The organism is Mesorhizobium sp. Ca11 (genome assembly GCF_020165275.1).
Taxonomy (GTDB): Bacteria; Pseudomonadota; Alphaproteobacteria; order Rhizobiales; family Rhizobiaceae; genus Mesorhizobium.
Genome location: NZ_JAIUHU010000006.1, coordinates 361,616 through 379,310 on the forward strand (window position 1 = coordinate 361,616; position 17,695 = coordinate 379,310).

The 17,695-nt window shown below is 62.0% G+C and carries 17 protein-coding genes and 3 pseudogenes; 7 read left to right on the forward strand and 13 right to left on the reverse strand.

Translation table 11 applies throughout. The annotated features are described in order from the left end of the window. The first annotated feature begins 457 nt into the window (after window positions 1–457). Together LB538_RS14050 and LB538_RS14055 are read left to right on the forward strand one after the other, a co-directional pair. A complete protein-coding gene (locus LB538_RS14050) occupies window positions 458–850 on the forward strand; it encodes an EF-hand domain-containing protein (protein WP_224621771.1) in 393 nt (130 codons plus the stop codon). 252 nt (window positions 851–1,102) lie between these two features. Further along, window positions 1,103–1,288, forward strand: coding sequence for a hypothetical protein (locus LB538_RS14055; RefSeq protein WP_224532286.1), 186 nt, complete (start codon window positions 1,103–1,105; stop codon window positions 1,286–1,288). A 16-nt stretch (window positions 1,289–1,304) separates the two neighbouring features. On the opposite strand, the gene LB538_RS14060 is transcribed toward LB538_RS14055, so the two are convergent. Continuing rightward, window positions 1,305–2,447: a DUF3394 domain-containing protein gene (locus LB538_RS14060; RefSeq protein ID WP_224532287.1), complete on the reverse strand. Its 1,143-nt coding sequence runs from the start codon at window positions 2,445–2,447 to the stop codon at window positions 1,305–1,307. A 997-nt stretch (window positions 2,448–3,444) separates the two neighbouring features. On the opposite strand from LB538_RS14060, the gene LB538_RS14070 reads away from it, so the two are divergent. Together LB538_RS14070 and LB538_RS29335 are read left to right on the forward strand one after the other, a co-directional pair. Then, window positions 3,445–3,690: a hypothetical protein gene (locus LB538_RS14070; protein WP_224532289.1), complete on the forward strand. Its 246-nt coding sequence runs from the start codon at window positions 3,445–3,447 to the stop codon at window positions 3,688–3,690. After that, a pseudogene (locus tag LB538_RS29335) lies at window positions 3,645–3,986 on the forward strand (transposase); the annotation flags it as partial. The gene LB538_RS14070 and the pseudogene LB538_RS29335, both read left to right, overlap by 46 nt. Before the next feature lie 450 nt (window positions 3,987–4,436). Here the strand turns inward: LB538_RS29335 and LB538_RS14085 are convergent. The 10 genes and pseudogenes from LB538_RS14085 to LB538_RS14130 form a co-directional block, all read right to left on the reverse strand. After that, window positions 4,437–4,545, reverse strand: a pseudogene (locus tag LB538_RS14085) (DUF736 domain-containing protein); the annotation flags it as partial. 25 nt (window positions 4,546–4,570) lie between these two features. Further along, the gene (locus LB538_RS14090) at window positions 4,571–5,443 is read right to left on the reverse strand and encodes an SMP-30/gluconolactonase/LRE family protein (RefSeq protein ID WP_224532721.1); all 873 of its coding nucleotides are present in this window, start codon (window positions 5,441–5,443) and stop codon (window positions 4,571–4,573) included. Beyond that, window positions 5,440–6,339 carry an aldose 1-epimerase gene (locus LB538_RS14095; RefSeq protein WP_224532722.1) on the reverse strand — a complete coding sequence of 300 codons (900 nt, stop codon included), beginning with the start codon at window positions 6,337–6,339 and terminating at the stop codon, window positions 5,440–5,442. Before LB538_RS14095 ends, LB538_RS14090 begins: the two co-directional genes overlap by 4 nt. 2 nt (window positions 6,340–6,341) lie before the next feature. After that, window positions 6,342–7,196, reverse strand: coding sequence for a carbohydrate ABC transporter permease (locus LB538_RS14100; protein ID WP_224532723.1), 855 nt, complete (start codon window positions 7,194–7,196; stop codon window positions 6,342–6,344). Continuing rightward, on the reverse strand, window positions 7,196–8,125 hold the full coding sequence (locus tag LB538_RS14105) for a carbohydrate ABC transporter permease (RefSeq protein WP_224532724.1): 930 nt from the start codon (window positions 8,123–8,125) through the stop codon (window positions 7,196–7,198). Before LB538_RS14105 ends, LB538_RS14100 begins: the two co-directional genes overlap by 1 nt. Continuing rightward, entirely contained in the window at window positions 8,125–9,432 is a 1,308-nt protein-coding gene (locus tag LB538_RS14110) for an ABC transporter substrate-binding protein (RefSeq protein ID WP_224532725.1), read from the reverse strand. Before LB538_RS14110 ends, LB538_RS14105 begins: the two co-directional genes overlap by 1 nt. Window positions 9,433–9,458: 26 nt before the next feature. Continuing rightward, on the reverse strand, window positions 9,459–10,223 hold the full coding sequence (locus tag LB538_RS14115; RefSeq protein WP_224532730.1) for an SDR family oxidoreductase: 765 nt from the start codon (window positions 10,221–10,223) through the stop codon (window positions 9,459–9,461). After that, entirely contained in the window at window positions 10,220–11,170 is a 951-nt protein-coding gene (gene araH, locus LB538_RS14120; RefSeq protein ID WP_224532726.1) for an L-arabinose ABC transporter permease AraH, read from the reverse strand. The genes LB538_RS14115 and araH overlap by 4 nt, the downstream gene beginning before the upstream one ends. Before the next feature lie 8 nt (window positions 11,171–11,178). Further along, window positions 11,179–12,690 (reverse strand): L-arabinose ABC transporter ATP-binding protein AraG, encoded by a 1,512-nt coding sequence (araG, locus tag LB538_RS14125; protein WP_224532731.1) that lies wholly within the window; start codon window positions 12,688–12,690, stop codon window positions 11,179–11,181. A gap of 71 nt (window positions 12,691–12,761) precedes the next feature. Next, a complete protein-coding gene (locus tag LB538_RS14130; protein ID WP_127883969.1) occupies window positions 12,762–13,754 on the reverse strand; it encodes an arabinose ABC transporter substrate-binding protein in 993 nt (330 codons plus the stop codon). A 271-nt stretch (window positions 13,755–14,025) separates the two neighbouring features. Between LB538_RS14130 and LB538_RS14135 the strand changes: the two genes are divergently transcribed. Then, window positions 14,026–14,715 (forward strand): FadR/GntR family transcriptional regulator, encoded by a 690-nt coding sequence (locus LB538_RS14135; RefSeq protein ID WP_224532732.1) that lies wholly within the window; start codon window positions 14,026–14,028, stop codon window positions 14,713–14,715. A gap of 14 nt (window positions 14,716–14,729) precedes the next feature. Beyond that, complete coding sequence (gene dgoD, locus LB538_RS14140) at window positions 14,730–15,878, forward strand: galactonate dehydratase (RefSeq protein ID WP_224532729.1); 1,149 nt, start codon at window positions 14,730–14,732, stop codon at window positions 15,876–15,878. 423 nt (window positions 15,879–16,301) lie between these two features. On the opposite strand, the gene LB538_RS14145 is transcribed toward dgoD, so the two are convergent. After that, a complete protein-coding gene (locus tag LB538_RS14145) occupies window positions 16,302–16,643 on the reverse strand; it encodes a hypothetical protein (protein ID WP_224532733.1) in 342 nt (113 codons plus the stop codon). A gap of 98 nt (window positions 16,644–16,741) precedes the next feature. After that, window positions 16,742–16,873 (reverse strand): annotated as a pseudogene (locus tag LB538_RS14150) (polyamine ABC transporter ATP-binding protein); the annotation flags it as partial. Between the two features lie 193 nt (window positions 16,874–17,066). Here LB538_RS14150 and LB538_RS14155 point away from each other — a divergent pair. Next, a partial coding sequence (locus tag LB538_RS14155) for a glycosyltransferase (RefSeq protein WP_224551733.1) occupies window positions 17,067–17,695 on the forward strand: 629 nt, incomplete at its 3' end.

Sequence of the window (17,695 nt, forward strand, 5' to 3'; positions counted from 1 at the left end):
CGCTCTCCGTGCGGGCGATTGCGATGGAAGGCACACCAGCGCGGCGCTGTGTGACGCCCGTACTTGCAAGGTCCGCTATAACACCCATTACAAGTATCAGCGTTCCAAACGAGGACGTCACAATGAGCTACTTGATGCTCCGGATCTCGATCGCTCTGACCATGTTTGCCCAACCCGTCCCTCATGCCCTCTTGCCGAAGAAACACCGGCCGGAACAATCGAGCATTCCGCCAGTTTGGGCAGCCCAATCCGCTTGAGGCAGACCACGGCCAACCAAATGGAGCATGTCATGAGATTCCCTCGCTGCACGACGGCTGCGGGCGCCGTTCTTATTTTCGCTAGTTTCCCTGCTCTCGCCCAGACAAACGGAACCCCTGCGCCTCCCCCGGCGACCGAACAGCCTGGCGCCGGGCAGTTGCCGGATGCGAATGGGCAAGCGGGCGGTCCAACGCGTGAAATGATCCGCCAGATGATTGACCAAGCAATCCAGGAGCGGGTGCAGCAGGATCGGAGCTCTGACGTGGCCAACAATCGCCAAGAAGAGGATGACAAAGCTCAGGACAACGCAGATCGTCATGGCGCCCCTTGGCATAAAAACCGCTATGGCGGCCCATCCGGCGAGCACAGGATGGCTGTGCACCATGGCCCGCGTATGATGATGCGCGGCGCCGGAATGCGACTGATGTTCGCGTTTTTGGACACAAATGGCGACGGATCGTTGTCCGAAAACGAGGTTCAGGACGCTGTCGGGCGCATCTTCTCTGCAATCGACCAGAATGGCGATGGGAAGATCGACATGGATGAGATCCAGTCCTTCTTGCACGGCTCCGGCAGCGAAGAGATACAGTAGGTAATCTACCGGCAATCAGGCCAAGACGGCTCTTCGCGAGGCAGTCGTGCCAATCTCGTCATGCCCGAGTTAGTCTAGGTCCTCGCCTGAGCTTCACGTCGAAACCGCCTCCCAATGCCAAAATTCGTTACAATCCCAATATGGCGACCGGACCGGATACGATCGCAAGCCCCAATCCGTCAGGGATGCTGCTCATGAACAGGACGCGAGGTTGGGCGTGGAAGGCGCCTGATAGGGAGAGCGGGGACGCTGGTGCAGGTGCGTAATCCGGATGCATCGGGTGTGAAAACGCAGGATGGTGCCTTCATGTCGTCAGACCTGCCGATCGCCGGATTTGCCGTGATCGAAGCTGCTGACCTGGGCGACGCTATCGACAAAATCTCGCCCGTCCCCTGCGCTGTCGCGCACGGCCTCGTTGAGGTATGGCCATTGGAATGAAACACAGGACAATACCTCAGGGAACGGCTCCAACTGGCAAGCCGGCCTGCTTTCGGCGCCTCTGTAGCCAGAAAATCAGACCGAACAGGCAAAGCGCGGGAAGCACGAACCAGTAGCGCGATGGACGGTCGTTTGGCACCATGACCCCGGTGATTTCGTCACCGGGCTGCAGCCCGAACTTCGCCGTCTGGCTTCCGAGCCGCACGATGCCGACCGTCATGCTATCACCCAGCTCACTGACGCTCAGTCCTGCGCTCTCCAGCCGCTCCGTGGCATTCTTGCCTTCGCCGAGATCGAGCCTGACCAGCTTCTCGATCTCGTCCCCATTGATGTTGACCGTCTTCAACCTGAGGCGAACCGCCTGCCCCGCCGGCGTCGCATCAACAGTCTGGTTCAACTGCGACACGGGTTTTTCAACAAAAGGCTCATCGACCAGATCGAGCCAGTAGCCGGGCCTGAACAGCGTGAAGCAGATCAGCAAGAGGGCTATGGCCTCGTACCAGCGATTTCGAACAAGGAACCAGTTCTGCGTCGCTGCAACGAAGGCGATCATCGCCAGCGCGGATGTGCCTACGACGAGGACAAAATCCAGCGGGCCCTGCAGGTCGATCATAAGCAGGCCATTGTTGAAGATGAAGATGAACGGCAACAGCCCCGTCCTGATTTCGTACTTGAATCCCTGAAAGCCAGTCTTCACCGGATCGGCGCCCGAAATCGCGGCGGCTGCATACGCAGCAAGACCGACAGGGGCCGTCACGTCGGCCATCAGTCCGAAATAGAAGACAAAAAGGTGCACCGCCACCAGCGGCACGGCCAGGTCGTTCTGCGCCGCGAGATTGACCATCACCGGGGCCATCAGCGTCGCCACGACGACATAGCTGGCCGTAGTCGGCATGCCCATTCCCAGAATGAGGCAGATAACGGCGGTGAACAGCAGCATGATCATGAAGCTGCCGGCCGAGATGAATTCGACAAGCTCGGTCATTACCAGACCGACGCCGGTCAGGAGCACCGTGCCGACGATGATGCCGGCCGTTGCCGTGGCGATGCCGACCGTGGTCATGTTGCGTGCGGCCGCCGACAGCCCCTCGATGAGATCGACGAAGCCTTCCCGCCAACGCGGCGCAAGCTGACGCTCCCCGCGGAAGAACGCCGTCAAGGGCGCTGCGTGACGACCAGCGCCATCAGCGCGGCGGAACCCCAGAAGGCGGAGAGGCCTGGCGAAAGCTCTTCCACCATCAGGCACCAGATGAGGAGCACGACGGGCAGCAGGAAATGCAGCCCGGTTCGTGCCGTCTCGCCGAAATGGGGTATTTCCCGAATGTCGCCTTTGAGGCTCTCCAGGGGCAGGTCGGGATACTTCGCCCTGTAGGCGACGAGAACGACGTAACTGCTTGTGCTTCCCTTCCCCGGACGGTCAGCCTAAACTAGCGACCGAGTGGCAGTTTTGACACTGACATCAGTTCAGCCTCGTCCCTGACCCCTGCCAGATAGTTGGCCAGAAGGCGAGATGCGAGGGCTTCGCGTCGCTCGGGAGACTGATGTTCGACCTTCAATTTGTCGAACACGCGACCGAGCAACGCCAGGTCCGAAGAATTGAAGACGCCAGCTTCTCGGGCTCTTTGATGAATTGGCACGAGACCCTCCCAAATCGGATGATCCCTCAAACGCGGTCAAACTCGCCATTGATTGCGCCCCTTGTCAACAAAAGAAAAAGCCCGCCGGCAGAGGCCCATGGGCAGGTCTGGAGTAGCCTGGGTGCGCAAAGTGCAACGTACGCGGCAGGCCGATCCACGGAACAACAAAGCGCGTGTGTCGTTCCCGAAATAGGTGAGCCTCACGCCTCGGTCGCACTACTCCTGAGACAATGGTCTTGCCGGGCAACTCATAAATCGGGACCGGAAACATCTTCCGAAGGTATTCGCCGCGTAGCTGGCGAGCATAGTCCCGTCATCTCCAGTGCGCGGATGTCCACGGTCACCTGCGATCGCCTTGGGCACCCGCAATAGCCATGGGTGCTCGATACTGGCAGTCGTAGATTTCGAAAAGATCGTCGAGCGATCTCTGCTCGCGAGATGCGGTCATCGAATTTTTGTTTCGCTTGGGAACTTTCCGGCTCGTCGGCGATTGAGGGTCGCCGCAGGGGGACTTCAGATTTGGACTGCTTCAGTAAGCTTGAGGGGCTGATCGAGGGCGGCGGCGCCAACCTGGTTGCGGAGTCACGCGCGCTGCTTGCTCAAATCAAAGGCAAGTCGCACGAACTGGCTGAAGCCGTGGATGAATTCCTGCTTGACATGATGACGCTTGAATTTCTGCTCGAAGCCGAGCGGGAGGCATTCCATAGTTCGGCACGAAGACTGGCACGCATGCGCCTGACGATGGTGAAGCTGCTCTCGAACTAGCGACTGTCCGCCCCGGCCGAGCCTTGCGGGTTGCCGAGCGGGATCTGGGTGGTGCAGCCGCTGCCTCGGTCCGCAAGCACCTGAAGTCTGAAGGGGCGCAGGCAGTAATCCCGGGGCGATCAAACCGCAAGGCAAGGATCAGCTACGATGAGACCCGATACAAGGGCCGATGGCGTATCGAAGCTGCCTTCTGCAGGCTCAAGGATTTCCGCCGCATCGCAACCCGCTACGACAAGCTCGCAAGGAATTTTCTCTCCGCCGTCGCATTCGCAACGCTCATCGCATTCTGGGTCTGACCGATCACGCTCTTCTCGTACAAGTAGAGCTCGAAGCGTCAAACGTTGGAAGTTTCAGAGCCAGTCTCAAAACCATTGTCGGACAAAAGCCGCTCAATCTTACCCAGTCGATCGATAACATCGAGCAAAACGCTCACACTCTCCTGGCTCGCGACACCTTCGGATCGGCGAATTTCACTGATGACCTCGGAGAGACGGTTGCGCACGCTTTTGCCACCCGCAGAGAGCCCCGACTCCATCTCGATCAAGTCGATCCGACCAATCAGGTCGCTTACCGGGTCAGCGGCGCCAACTGGCACTTCTCTGAGCTATTTTCTTGAACATTGATCCTCACGAGACCGCCCGATAGGCAGAGAATGTGCCTTCTCGGAACTGAAGGCAAGATCAGCCCTCTAGGTTGATTGAGTCTGAACCCTAGCACCCGCGCCGCCCCCCGTGCCCCCGCCCTCACAACTCGGCCTTGCCGACCACCACGCGGTGGCTTGGAGCGTTCTCACCGCTGGCCCGGGTATCGGAGATGATGCGCATGCCCTTGGCCTGGACTCTGGAGCGAGATGATCTCGCCGGAGAATTCCTGCTTCCTGTCAGCCGGCGAATCGCGGCTCCGGCACGCCGCGCACCCCGACGTCGAGCGCCAGCAGCGAGCCGGCCAGCGGCTGAGCCCGCAGGTCGGCCTCGCTGGAATCCCAGATGGCGGTGGTGACATAGAGCGTCCCAAGGTCCGGGCCGCCGAACATGCAGCTCGATGGACGCTGCACCGGCAGTTCGACGACCCGGTCGATCGAGCCGTCCGGCGCATAACGTATCAGGCGCCAGCCGTCCCATTGCGCGTTCCACAGATAGCCATGCTCGTCGATCGTCGAACCGTCAGGCGTTCCCGGCTGCTCGGCGGTCGACGCGAAGAGCCGGCGATTGGCGATGGTCCCAGCGTTGTGATCGTAATCGTAAGCGTAGATCGCGTTATCCGGCGTATCGGCAAAATAGAAGATGCTGTTGTCGAGGCTCCAGACCAACGAATTGGAGATGCAGATTCCGCCCGCCAGGCGCGTCACCTGCAAGTCGGGATCGAGCCGATAAAGCGACGCGCTGTGGTCCTTGAGGTTGTCGTCCATCGTGCCGGCCCAGAATCGGCCCTTGCGGTCGCATTTGCCGTCGTTGAAGCGGTTGGTGGGGATGTGCGCTTCGGGCCTGGCGATCCAATCGATCTTTTCGGTAGCTGGATCGAAGAAGGCCAGTCCGCTTTCGAAGGCACAGACCAGCCCGCCTCTTTCGCGCAGCGCGTAAGAGCCAATGCGCTCGGGGAAGTGCCATTCGCGAATCTGACCGGTGGCGTGGTCGAAGCGGCGCAGCCGCTTGCTCTCTATATCGACCCAATAGAGCGCCTGCTCGGCCACATCCCAGACCGGAACCTCGCCAAGTTTGTCGCGTGAGCGGAAGACTTCCGTGACGCTGATCATGCCGCATCCTCTGTCGCACTGCACGATAGTGCCATGGAAATCTCGGTCCCCTGCCCTGGCGCAAGCACCGTCAGGCCACCGAAATCCGGCAGGTTGTGGCCGTTGGCCGAGTGGCTCATCGGCTCGAAGCAGAAGAAGTCCTCGCGGTAGGTCGGATCGAACTGCGTGTCGGAGAGGAAGATGAAATAGCGCGACAGCGCAGGCGCGGTTTCGATGCCGAGCCCCATGCGCTGTTCAGGCCAGGCGATGGACGCCGCGCCATCCCAACCCTCGAAACCGTTGTTGATCCATTGCCGTGCCACCTTTTTGGGTTGGCTGAAATCCAGGTTCTCGGGAATGGCGATGCGGGCGTCCGGGAGCCAGCCGGCCTTCTCCGTCCAATAAGAGACGGCCGGCGCCTGGAGGGTCGTTGCCGGCGTCAGCGGAAAATAGGGATGCCAGCCGAGCCCGAACGGCATCGGCCGCTGGCAGAGATTTGTCACGCCAAGAATCGCCCTGAAGCTCACCCCTTCGCATTTGAAGCGTTGCGTGGCGCGATAGCGATAAGGTTCTCCCTGAAATTCGAACGACAGCGATGCCTCGGCGTCGCCGCGATCCTCGACGGTCCAGTCGCCAAGCCAGCCATCGCCGTGCAGGTAGTGCTTGTCCCAAGGCGTGTTGGGCTTCAGACGATATTCGGTCCGATCGAACAGAAAACGATTGCCTTCGACCCTGTTGCCGAACGGGACGAGCGGAAAACAACCGGCGTTCAGCGGATCGCGATCCGAACCTTCTGGTGGGGGGCGCAGCAGCGCTTGCCAGCCGTCGCCAAGATCGACCTCCAGCCGCCAGATACTCCCGCCTTGCGTCGAGAGCACGCAGCGAAGTCGGTCGCTGGCGATCTCGATATCGGTCATGGTCAGCCCTTGATGCCGGTCGCGGCGATGCCGCGCACGAAGTGTCGCTGCAAGGCGAGAAAGAAGAGTGCCGTCGGCAGCGTCGCCACGACGGCAGAGGCCATCAACACGCTCTGCTTCATCGACATGCCGGCGCCGCCGACCAATGTCGCCAGCCCGACCGGAAGCGTGCGGGTCTCGTCGGAATTGGTGGCGATCAGCGGCCAGAAGAAATTGTTCCAGCTGGCGACGAAGGTGAAGATCGCGACGGTGGCAAGGCCGGGCTTGGTAAGCGGCAAGAGGATGCGCCAGAAGAAGCCGAAGCGGCCGCAGCCATCCATGATGGCGGCATCCTCCAGTTCGCGCGGCACGGCCTGGAAGAACTGGGTCAGCAGGAAGACACCGAAGGCGTTGGCCGATGCCGGCACGGTCAGGCTGAAGATGCTGTCGACCAGGCCGTAGCTATTCAGGCCAAGGAACAGCGGCACGAAGAGGAGTTCATAGGGCAGCAGGAAGGTCGCGAAGATCACGCCCATGACGACGCGGCGGCCAGGGAACTGCATGCGCGCCAGCGGATAGGCCGCCAAGGCATCGACGGCCAAGGTCAGCACGGTGGTGAGAATGCCGACGACGGCCGAGTTGCGGAACCAGGTCAGCATGGGGAAGCGCTGAAACAGCGCGCCATAAGCCTCCAATGTCGGCGCGTCCGGGATCCAGGCGGGCGGATAAGCGTAGATCTCGCTTTCCGGCTTGATCGACGTGACCAGCATCCACAGGATCGGCGCGCCCCAGAGGGCTGTCACGACGATCATCAGCACATAGGCGAGCGAGCGCCCGCCAAGCGATTTTCCGGCACGATTGGAGCGCTGGTCCTGCATCAGATCGCCTTCATCAGCTTCATCTGGGCGAGCGAGAAGAGCAGCGTGATTAAAAGCAGCACCACGCCCGCGGCGGCGGCCGGACCCATCTCGAAATTCTGGAACGCGGTGAGATAGATATATTGCACGATGACGAAGGTGCTCGCCTCCGGCCCGCCCTGCGTCATCACATAAGCCTGGCCGAAGACGCGCCAGCCATTGATTATGGTGAGCGCGGTGACCAGCGCCATGGCCGGCCGCAGCAAAGGCAAGGTGATGTAGACGAAGCGCTGCCAGGGGCCGGCGCCGTCGAGCGTGGCGGCATCATGCAATTCCTCGGAAATATCCTGCAGCGCCGCCAGGAAAATGATCATGTTGGTGTTGACGGTCCACCAGATGGTCGTGATGGCCAAAGCCGGCATGGACCAGTGCGGGTCCTTGAGCCAGGCGATCGGCTCGATGCCGATGGTGGTGAGGTAATAGTTGACGAGGCCGGTGCCCTTGTCGAACAGCCAACCCCACAGGATGCCGACGGTCGAGACCATGACGACATAGGGAAGGAACACCACCGTCCTCACGAAAGCGGTGCCCTTGAGCTTCTGGTCGAGCAGCATAGCCAAAGCCAGGCCGAGCACGACCATCGGGATCGCCGTCAGGAAGACAAAGTAGAAGGTGTTCCTGATTGCGGTCAGGAACAGCGGATCGGCGAAGATCTGCCGGTAATTGTCGAGCCCGATGAATTCCGGCGCGCCGAGGATATCCCAGCGCATGAAGCTGATGCCGATGGCGGCCAGCGTCGGCAAAAGCATGAAGGCGATGAACAGCGCCAGATAGGGCGACAGGAAGAGATAAGCGGCAAGCGTCATGCCGCTGCACACCGCCCCTCCCTCCTGCGCCGATGCGCGGCGGGCCCTGGAGCGGCCCGCCGGGTGTGATGCCAGCGATGTCATCAGCCCTTCTTCAGCTGCGCGTCGAGACCTTCCTTCATCGCCTTCAAGGCGTCCGGAACTGGCTTGGAGCCGCTGAGCGCGGCCTGCAGGTTGGTGACCAGCGGCGTCGGCTTGTCGAAAGAGAAGACCGAGAGATATTGCGGGATCAGCGGCTCGTAGACGATGTTGGGCAGGTCGTCGACGAAGGACTTGAAATATTTGTACTGCTCGGTGCCGGTGAAGGCCGCGCTTTCACGCACCGCCTTGCTCTGCGGGATGATGCCGACGGTGGTGGCGGGTGCCGCGAAATTGTCGAAGAACCACTTCATGAAGGTGCCGTCGGCGGCGAGCTTGTCGTCGCTTTTCTGCTTCGACACCGCCATGCAATGCGAGTTCGCCCAGACGGCCGCCTTCCGGCCAAACACCGGCAATTGCGCGGTCATGAAATTCATCTTCTGCGCCATGCGCAGATTGACTTCCCAGGGGCCGATGAACTTCATGGCGACCTGCTTCGAGGCAAAGGCGTCCTCGCCCTTGTTGCCGCCGACCTCGGGATTGGTCACGCCATGCACGTTGATCAGGTCGACGAGATATTGCAACGCCTTCTGCGAGGCCTCGCTGTCAACCGCGGCCAGGCCCTTGTCGTCAAGGAAGGTGCCGCCGAACTGGTACATCAGGCTGAACCAGATCCAGCGCGCTGTCGCCCAGGTGTTCGGCAATTCGAAGCCGTAACGCGTGACCTTGCCGCTGCCGTCCTTGACCGTCAGCTTCTTTGCCCATTCGAGGAATTCCTCGCCGGTCTTCGGCGGCTTGGCCGGATCGAGGCCCGCCTCCTGCACCATGTCGACATTGTAATAGAAGCCGAGCGGATGCACGTCGAGCGGCGCGGCATAGACCTTGCCGTCGAAGGTCACGCCGGTGCGGCCGGCATCCGGAACCTGCGACAGGTCGAGACCGGACGAAGCGACGACGTCGTCGATCGGCCGGATGACCTTGCGCGTGGCGAATTCCGGCAGCTCGGTGATGTGGAAGAGCACCAGGTCCGGCGCACGACCGCCGGCCGAGGAGACCACCCATTTGGAAAATAAGGTGTCCCAGTCATAGCCGGTCGGCTCGACGATGACGCCCTTGCCGCCCTTGTTGAAGGTGTCGATGACGCCGTTGAGCGCGGTGGTGTTGTCGGCGCCGGTCCAGCCATGCCAGAGCGTCACCTTCTCGTCCGCGGCGAAGGCGCCGCGCGGCAACGCGCCCGCCAGCGCAGCACTTGCACCAAGCGCAAGCGCTTGCCGGCGTGTCAGCAGGGATTTCGCGAAGACATCATTTGCCATGGTTTCCTCCCATTATGGCTTGTGTGTCAGGGGTGGTGAAGCACGCTTAGGCCGCCATCCGCGACAAGGCAGGCGGCGTTGATGAAGGGGCATTCGTCGGAGACGAGAAAGACCGCCGCCATGGCGATCTCCTCAGGCGTGGCGATCCGCCCGCCCGGATGCAGCGCCAGCGTCTTGGCGCGCGCGGCCTCCGGATCGTCGAAGCTGTTCCAGTAGTCGACGACCTTCTGGGTGGCGACATAACCGGGCGCCAGCGCGTTCACGCGGATATTGCCGCCGGCATATTCGATCGCCAGCGATTTGGTCAGGCCAAGCAGAGCATGCTTGGCGACGGGATAGGGAAAGGTGTGCGGGATGATGGTGAAGGCGTGGGTGGAGGCGATGTTGAGGATCACGCCGCCGCCCTGCCCGATTATCCCCGGCAGCGCCGCCTTGGCGCAGTGCCAGGCGCCTTTCACATTGACGTCAAGATTGCGCGTCCAGTCGTCCTCGGTGGCTTCAAGCGGCGTCGAGAACACGTTCATGCCGGCATTGTTGATGACGGTGTTGATCGGGCCGATGGCCTTCGTCGCCGCCGCCATGGCGGCCTCGATTGCCTTGGCATCAGCGATATCGGCTGCGGCATGCGCGACGTCGCCCAAGCGTGCAGCGCTTTCGACGAGAATGTCCGCGTCGCGATCGACCAGGAACAGCCCGGCCTCCTCCCGCAGACAGGCCTCGGCGATGGCGTAGCCGATGCCTTGCGCGGCGCCGGTGAGGAAGATCCGTTTTCCCTTAAGACGTCCCATCAGCGCCGCCCCAATGCCGAAGAACGCAGATTGTCGAGGAGCACGGCCAGAAGCAGGATCACGCCTCTGACGATGTATTGGTAGAAGGCCGGGATGTTGAGCAGGTTCATGGCGTTTTCGGCGATGCCCATGATCAGCACGCCGACGATGACGCCCGACATCGTCGCCCTGCCGCCGGCAAGCGAGACGCCGCCGAGCACGCAGGCCGAGATCACCGACAGTTCCAAGCCCACCGCGGCGTTGGGCTGGCCGGAGGTGATGCGCGAGGCAAGCAGGATGCCGGCGATGCCGCAGACCACGCCCTGGAGCGTGAAGATCCAGATGCGCGTCCGGTCGACATTGACGCCGGCAAGTCGCGAAGCTTCCGGGTTGCCGCCAATGGCGAGCGTGTTCTTGCCAAAGACGGTGCTGTTGAGCACAAAGCCGAAAATGGCGAAGAGCACCGCCAGCACCCAGATCGGCGTCGGTATGCCGAGCAGCTTCGAGAGGGCCAGCTGGTAGAAGTCAGGGCTGTTGATGCCGACGGCGCGGCCATCCGACGAGATCAGCGCGAAACCGCGTACGATCTGCATGGTGGCGAGAGTGGTGATCAGGGCGTTGATGCGGAATTTGGCGATGACGACGCCATTGACCCAGCCGACGACCGCGCCGCAGGCGATGGCTGCGACGAGGCCAAGCAGGATCGAGCCGGTTGTGTTCGAGGCCATCACCGCGACCATGCCGGCAAAGGCGACGATGGAGCCGACCGACAGGTCGAAGTCGCGCGCAGCGAGGCAGAACATCATCGTGCAGGCAACGATGCCGACGGTGACCACGGACTGAAGCAGGCCGAGCATGTTGCGGTCGGTGAGGAAGTTCGGCACGAGCAGCGACACCAGCGCGAAGGCGACGATGAAGATGACGACGAGGCCTTGTTCGCCGAGCAGGATCTTCTTCAGCCGACTGGTCATTGGAAGCCTCAGGATGCGATCGCGTCGGGGGTTTTCTTGTCGGGGAGCGCCGCGGCCAGGATCGCCTTTTCGGCGAATTGGTCGCGCGCGAGCTCGGCGCTGATGCGCCCGCCGCACATCACCAGGATGCGGTCGCAAATGCCCATCGCTTCCGGCAGCTCGGAGGAGACGACGACGATCGCCATGCCCTCCTCGGCCAGTTGATAGAGCAGCTCGTAGATCTCCGATTTGGCGCCGACATCGATGCCGCGTGTCGGCTCGTCGACGATCAGCACGCGGATGTCCTGCTCCGACAGCCAGCGGCCGAGGATGACTTTCTGCTGGTTGCCGCCTGAGAGATTGACGATGTCCTGCTTGCGCGACGGCGTGCGCACCTTGAGCTTCTTGATGAAGGTTTCGGCGGTCGTGATCTCGCTAGTCCGGCTAAGCACGCCGAAGCGCGTGTGATGGCGCCTGGACGAGATGTTGATGTTCTCCTCGATCGAGCGACCTTGGATGATGCCGTCATGCTTGCGGTCCTCCGAGCACAGCACGATGCCGGCCCTGATTGCGTCATGCGGGCTGGCGGCGGCAACCGTCTTGCCGTCGACCATGATCGTGCCGCCCGAACGCGGATCGGCGCCGAAGACCAGCCGCATCAGTTCGGATCGGCCGGCGCCGATGAGGCCGAAGAAGCCGACGATCTCGCCGGCGCGGGCTTCGAAGCTTGCCGGCGTGCGCAGCCTGGTGCCGCTCAGATTGTCGACCTTGAGGCGAACCTCTCCCGCCTTGCGCGACCGAAAACCCCAGATGTCGGAAATCTCGCGACCGACCATTTCGGCCACGACCTGGTCGCGCGTGACATCCTTCAGCGATTGATGATGCGCGGCAAGCTTGCCGTCGCGCAGCACCGTCAGGCTGTCGCAGAGCCGGAACACCTCGTCGAGGCGGTGCGAGACATAGATGATGACCTTGCCCTCGCTGCGCAGCCGGTCGATCAGCTTAAACAGGATCTCGCTTTCGCGCGAGGACAGCGACGAGGTCGGCTCGTCGAGCGCGATCACGCGGGCGTCGAGCATCACCGCCTTGGCGATCTCGACCATCTGGCGCTCGCCGATCGAGAGCGTCTTGACCTTGCGGCGCATGTCGATATCGATGCCGGCCGATTTCAACTTGGCGCCGACATCGTCGAGCATGCGGCGGCGGGCGATCACGCCGGCGCTTGCCGGAAAGCGTCCGAGGCTGAGATTCTCGGCGACGCTCAGCTCAGGCACCAGCTGCAATTCCTGGTGGATGACGATAACGCCATTGTCGAAGGCATTCCTGGTCGAGGCATAGGCCTGGACCTTGCCGTCGATGCTTATCTCGCCGGCATCGGCATGCTGGTCGCCGGACAGGATCTTGATGAGGGTGGATTTGCCGGCGCCGTTCTCACCCATCAACCCGTGCACGGCGCCCTTTTCGACGCCGAACGACACATCGGACAGAGCCCTGACGCCCGGATAGGTTTTGGTGACGTTGGAGAATTCGAGAAAGGACACGGGGCTTCGATCCTTCTTGAGCATGCCAACAGGCGGCGGCATCAAGCCGCCGCCTATTTGTACAGGGAGGACTATTCGATGCCGAGGTCCTTGCGCACCTTCTGATAATCGTCGCGCTTGGCCAGCGCGCCGGCGGTCAGCGTCAGCTTCGCCGGCTCCTTGTTGTTGGCGATCCAATCATACATGTCGAGCGCCGTCTCGTAGCCGTGGCGCTTGGGCGAGATGATCACCGTGCCGACGAAGCCGGTGGCGGCGGGCTTCTTGAACTCGTTGATCGCCGATTCCGCGCCGCCGATGCCGACGCCGATCATGCCGTCCGCCGGAATGCCGACGCTTTCGGAAGCGCGCACGGCGCCCAGCACCGCCTCGTCATTGAGGCCGAAGGCAATCCACTTCTTGATGTCGGCATGGGCGTTGAGCACCACGGTCGCGGCGTTGAGCGCGGCTTCCGTGTCGGTCTTGGCCTGCGGCGCGTCGAAGATATTTTCGGCCTTGAAGCCGGCGGCCTTCAGCACCGAGATCGCGCCTTCGACGCGGTCGACGGCGGTCGGCAGCTGGTCATACGAAACGCGGATCGCGCCGACCTCGTCCATCTTCCAGCCGCGCGCCTTCATCTCGTCGACGATGGCCTGCCCCACCGCCTCGCCGATCTTGGTGGCGGAAATGCCCATATGCGGGACGTCTTCCAGCGGCTTGCCGTCGGCGCCGACGAGGCGGTCGTCGACCGTCATCAGCTTGAGATTGTTGGCGGCTGCCTTAGCGACGATGCCGGGGCCGAGCTTCACATCCGGCGTGCAGACGACGAAGCCTTGCGCTCCTTGAGCGCCCAGATTGTCGATCGCCGACATCAGCTTCTCGCCGTCCTCAGCGCCGATCTTGACGAGAGTAAAACCCTTTTCCTTGGCGGCTTGGTCGGCGAACTTCCATTCGTCCTGGAACCAGGGCTCCTCCGGCTGTTTGACGATGAAGCCGATCTTGGTGTCCTGAGCGTAGGCCGACGCGATCGTGGTGACCGACAAGACGGCGAGAGCACCCGCGACGAGCGCGGTTTTCAAAAGTCGCATGATTACCTCCCAGCAAACAGCCGGGCGCTCAGCCCGGATCGGTCGTGTGTAATCAATTTTATCATACCCGTCAATTGATCTGGTATGATAAATGAGATAGGTAGTCCGACAAGTAGTCGCTGGCGCAAATCACTCGCATCCGCTAAGGCCGGACCAAATGCGCGCAAACCGAACGGTTCGCTGCCTTGGAGGAGGGGCTGAGGTGAACGAAACACCGAAGAAGGCTGACGAAGACACGCAAACGCGCGAGACGGCGCGCCGTCCGCGCGTCATGCCCGACGTGACCAAGGCGATCGCCTCCGACATATTCTCCGGACGATATCCGGCCGGGTCGTCACTGCCGACCGAGAACGATCTCGGCATCGAATATGGCGTCAGCCGCACCGTCATCCGCGAAGCGCTGAAAGTGCTGGCAGCCAAGGGGCTGGTACTGTCCCGGCCACGCGTCGGCACGGTGGTGTGCGACCAAGACAACTGGAACATCATCGACCCGCAGGTGCTGGCCTGGCATGCGCCGCATGCGCTGGACGACAAGCTGTTCGACGCGATCCTAGAAACCCGCCGCGCCATCGAGCCGCTGGTCGCCGAACTTGCGGCAACGCGCGCGACGCTGCAGGAGATCGCCGATCTTGAAGCGGCCTGGCAAGGCATGGCCGGCGCAGGCGAGGATCTGACGCAGTTCTCGCGCTCCGACATCGTCTTCCATCAGATCGTCTATGGCGCGAGCCACAACCCTATCTTCCGCCAGATCGGCAAGCTGATCGATACGGCGCTGCTGTTTTCGCTGGAGGCCACGGCGACGATCTCGCCGGTCAGGCGCAGGGAAGCGGCGGCGGCGCATGGCGAGCTGGTCGAGGCGCTGCGCATGCGCGACGCCGCCGCCGCGCGCAATGCAGCCAATAAGATACTCGACCTGGCCGCGCGCGATCTCGTCAGCGCCAAGAAACTGAAAAACAACTGAGACCGGCCGGCCGCATGAAGATCACCGCTCTGACCACCTATATCGTTCCGCCGCGCTGGCTGTTCCTCAAGATCGAGACCGATGCCGGCATCAGCGGCTGGGGCGAGCCTGTGGTCGAAGGCAAGGCGCTGACGGTAGAAGCGGCGGTCAAGGAAATGGCCGACTATCTGATCGGCAAGGATCCGCGTTTGATCGAGGATCATTGGACGGTGATGCATCGCGGCGGCTTTTATCGCGGCGGGCCGATCCTGATGAGCGCCATTGCCGGCATCGACCAGGCGCTGTGGGACATCAAGGGCAAGGCGCTCGGCGTGCCGGTGCATGAATTGCTCGGCGGCAGGCTGCGCGAAACGATCAAGGTCTATTCCTGGATCGGCGGCGACCGGCCGGCGGAAGTGGCGGCCGGCGCCAGGGATATGGTGGCGCGCGGCTTCCAAGCGCTCAAGATGAACGGCACCGAGGAATTGCAGATCGTCGACAGCCACGACAAGATTGACGCGGCTATAGAGCGCGTCGCCGTGGTGCGCGAGGCGGTCGGGCCGAATATCGGCATCGCCGTCGATTTCCACGGCCGCGTGCACCGGCCGATGGCGCGCATCCTGGTCAAAGAGCTGGAGCCATACCGGCTGATGTTCGTCGAGGAGCCGGTGCTCAGCGAAAACCGCGAGGCGCTGAAGGAGATCGCCGCGCTCGGCTCGACGCCGATCGCGCTTGGCGAACGGCTCTACAGCCGCTGGGATTTCAAATCGGTGTTCGAGGATGCGGTCGTCGACATCATCCAGCCGGATCTCTCGCACGCCGGCGGCATCACCGAATGCCGCAAGATCGCGGCGATGGCTGAGGCCTATGACGTGGCTGTGGCGCCGCACTGTCCGCTCGGGCCGATCGCGCTCGCCGCATGCCTGCAGCTCGACGCCGTGAGCTACAATTGCTTCATCCAGGAGCAGAGCCTAGGCATCCACTACAATGCCGGCAACGACCTGCTCGACTACGCCGCCAACAAGGACGTATTCCGCTACCAGGATGGCTATGTCGCCATTCCCGATGGCCCGGGCCTCGGCGTCGAGATCGACGAAGAGTATGTGAAGGAGCGCGCCCGGGAGGGACACCGCTGGCGCAACCCGGTCTGGCGCCACAAGGACGGTTCGTTCGCCGAGTGGTAAGCCGGCAAGATTCCGACGGATTGTTTTGCGAGACGACCGGTGCGGCAGGAAAGTGCAAGTAGGATCCCGAGCGGCGCGCGCGTGGCGCCGGAGCACCTTCAGTTAGGTGGGATCGATCCACAGGTATGGCCAGTCGCCTTCGATCGGCCGATCGAGGAACGAGGGCAACGCCGCGGAAGTGTGGGTCGGGATCAACAGAACGGCGCGGAGGCACGTCACGCTTCGTACCGCTACAAGCGATGTTCTAACTGAAGCGAACGTCGGCGGAAGAAGTCGCCACCGGAAGAGGCAATCGAGCTCCTCAACGCGAAGCTCCCCCGCCTGTTGGTCGGCAGCATCTGTTGGCTGATACCTGCTAGAAATACGCGCTCCGCTTGCGGGCAGAATAGAGTGGAAGGGAAGTTGCGGCTCCCCTCTTCTATCCTATTGCACCGCCAGCGCCGTCACTTCGCGTCGAAATGGCAGCGCGTCACCGATATCGGGTTCGTCCAGCTGGCGGGCGAAGCGGTGGCCGGCATAGGTTGCCCAGGCGATCGGCCCCGGCGCTTCCGCATCGCCAATGACCTTGATCGAACGAATGCCGTTCACGGCCCACTCGTTTTCCCGGGCTTTCAGCGCGCGCCAAACGGCATCGTCCTGATTGCGTGACGTGACCAGGACGACGGCATCGGCGGCCAGCTGCTGTTTCGCGCCGGTATAGACGCAGGCTGTCACGACGCCGCCTGAAGCGATATTCGTGACGGTCCTGTTAAGGACGATACCCACTCCCTATCCCGCCAGGCGGCGGTGGATGGCCCCCTGCTCCAGCGTGTTTCGCGTCCAGTCCGAGACAAAGGCCGACGGCATCTTTGAAGAGAGCGATTGTAAAGGATGGTGACGCCGGTTTCGCGATGGATGCGTCGGATCTCGGTCTGGATCTCCTCGCGCAGCTTCTTGTCCAGAGCCGACAGCGGTTCGTCCATCAAAAGGATCGGCGGATCGTAGGCCAGCGCGCCGGGTTTGCCCATCCGGCAGTTTATGGCCATGTGGCGCGCCCTTTCCCAGTTTGTGTAATACCACGGCGAAGTGATTGATACCGGGAACAAATTAGCGGTTCGAAAGTTCGCGATAACAGCGAATCGGGAGAAGAACTAACCTCTGCCGAGCCGGTTCGTTGAAGGCTGACTTTCTTTTCCAGGATGCCCGCATATGAAGATTGCCCAGATCGCCCCCCTGATGGAGTCCGTGCCACCGAAGCTCTATGGCGGGACCGAGCGCATCGTCTCATATTTAACGGAAGAGCTGGTTCGAAGGGGCCATGACGTGACGCTGTTCGCCAGCGGCGATTCACGCACATCGGCCGAACTCGTGCCATGTTGCGATGTTGCGCTACGCTTCAATTCGAAAGCAAAGAATCCGATTCCTTACCACGTGATGATGCTTGAAGAGGTCCGCAGGCGAGCGGACCAATTCGACGTGCTGCATTTCCACGTCGATGTTCTTCATTTTCCGATAATTAGACAGTTCGCGCAGCGAACCGTTACCACGCTTCATGGCCGGCTCGACCTTCCGGACCTGGCGCAGCTTTACGCGATGTTCAACGACATTCCACTGGTCTCGATTTCGGACGACCAGCGCCGGCCCATGCCGCCGGTCAACTGGCTTGGAACGGTCTATCACGGCCTGCCGAACGACATCCTCCCATTCCGGCCGAAAGCCTCTGGATACCTCGCGTTCCTCGGTCGCATCTCACCCGAAAAAGGCCCGGAAGCCGCGATAGAAATCGCCGCGCGCGTCGGGATGCCGCTCAAGATCGCGGCCAAAATCGACGCAGTGGA